The organism is Bradyrhizobium sp. (assembly GCF_016462955.1).
GTDB lineage: Bacteria > Pseudomonadota > Alphaproteobacteria > Rhizobiales > Xanthobacteraceae > Bradyrhizobium.
Window position 1 is genome coordinate 7,546 of the sequence record NZ_JAEMSD010000270.1, and the last position, 1,723, is coordinate 9,268.

At 66.0% G+C, this 1,723-nt stretch carries 1 protein-coding gene and 1 pseudogene; both read right to left on the reverse strand.

Going from position 1 to position 1,723, the window contains the following annotated elements; translation table 11 throughout:
- The coding region (locus JHD07_RS24135; protein ID WP_291626609.1) for an MFS transporter at positions 1-420 on the reverse strand (420 nt) is incomplete at its 3' end.
- Positions 421-506: 86 nt separating this feature from the next.
- Positions 507-1,723, reverse strand: a pseudogene (locus JHD07_RS24140) (EAL domain-containing protein); the annotation flags it as partial.

Below are 1,723 nucleotides of genomic sequence, written 5' to 3' on the forward strand. Positions count from 1 at the left end.
GGCGATGCCGATGGCGAAGCCGCGCTTGCGGATGAACCAGTTCGGCAGGAACAGTGACTGGCCGGAATAGCCGAGACAGACGCTGCCGGCGCCGACCATGACGCCGATGGTGACATAGAGGTGCCAGGGCGCGGTGGTCAGCGGCGCCAGCAGCAGCCCGCCGGCCATCAGCACGACGCCGAGCTCCATCACCGCGCGCGGGCCGGCGCGATCCATCAGGCGGCCGATCAGCGGGCTGACCACACCCGACACCACGAAGCCGAAGGAGAATGCGCCCGCAGTGACGCCGCGCTCCCAGCCGAACTCGGAGATGATAGGCGGAAAAAACAACGAGAAGGCCGTGCGCGCGTTGACGCCGATGGCCATGGTGACGAAGGTCACGGCGACCACGACCCAGCCGTAGAAGAACGGAAGCCGCATGTTGATGTGTTTCATCCTGGACGGTCCTTCGGACCATCTCGGGTTCGCCGGGTCAAGCGCTTTTCGCGCATGGCCCGCAGACGCGCTCAGGCGGCGTCTAGGCGTGACGATTTGGCTGGCGCGTCGAACAGGATTCGCTCGATCGGCTGCGGCCGGCCGAACAGATAGCCTTGCGCGAAATTGACGCCGAGCGCCTTCAGCCGGTCGAACTCTTCGCCGGTCTCGACGCCTTCGGCGGTGACCGACATGTCCAGTCCGCGCGCCAGCGTGACGATCGAGGAGATGATGGCGGAAGAGCGCGGCTGCTGGGTGAGATTGCGAATGAACGACTTGTCGACCTTGATCTTGTCGAACGGGAACGCGGTCAGGTAGCTGAGCGAGGAATAGCCGGTGCCGAAATCGTCGAGCGCCAGCCAGCCGCATCCGCGCAGGCGCGCCGCAGCACGAATTCGCCGAGCGGCACGATCAGCCCGGTCTCTTCCGCGAGCGCAATGAACTGGTCCGGCGGGATCAGCCCGCGCAACGGATGCCGCCAGCGCACCAGCGCCTCGAAGCCGCGTCGTTCGCCGCTGAGGGCATCGACGAACGGCTGGTAATGCACCTCCAGCTGGCAACACGCGATGGCGTCGCGCAGGTCTCCTTCCAGCGTGTTGCGGGCCTCCAGCTCGGCCGACATCGCTTCGTCATAGATGGTGAAGCAGTTGCGGCCTGCCGATTTCGAACGATAGAGCGCGAGATCCGCTTTCTTCAGGAGCTGCTCCTGATCGCCGCCGTGATCCGGCGCGACCGCGATGCCGATGCTGGTGCCGATCTCGACGCGGTGTCCGGGCAGCAGGAACGGTTCGCTCACGAGCTTGGCGATCCGGGCCGCCAGTTCGGTCGAGCAGGCGCGTTGATCCTCCCCGGCTTCCTGGATGATGGCGAATTCGTCGCCGCCGAGCCGCGCCAGCACGTCGTTGGCGCGCAGTGCGGATTTCAGCCGCTGCGCCACCTGGCGCAGCAGCGCATCGCCGGCGGCATGACCGAGGGAATCGTTGACGTTCTTGAAACGGTCGAGGTCGAGCATCAGGATCGCGAAGGGCAGACCCCTCACGCCCAGCTGGTTGTTCATCTCGTCGAGCCGGGTGAGGAAGAAGGCACGGTTCGGCAGGCCGGTGAGGATGTCGGTCTGGGCAAGCTCGAGCACCCGCCGGTTGGCCAGCGACAGCCGCCGCGAGTTGCGGCTGGCGAGCATGAGATAGGTCGACAGCGACAGCGTCAGCAGCATGCCGACGATGAGGACCGCGACCGCGCGATCGTAAGT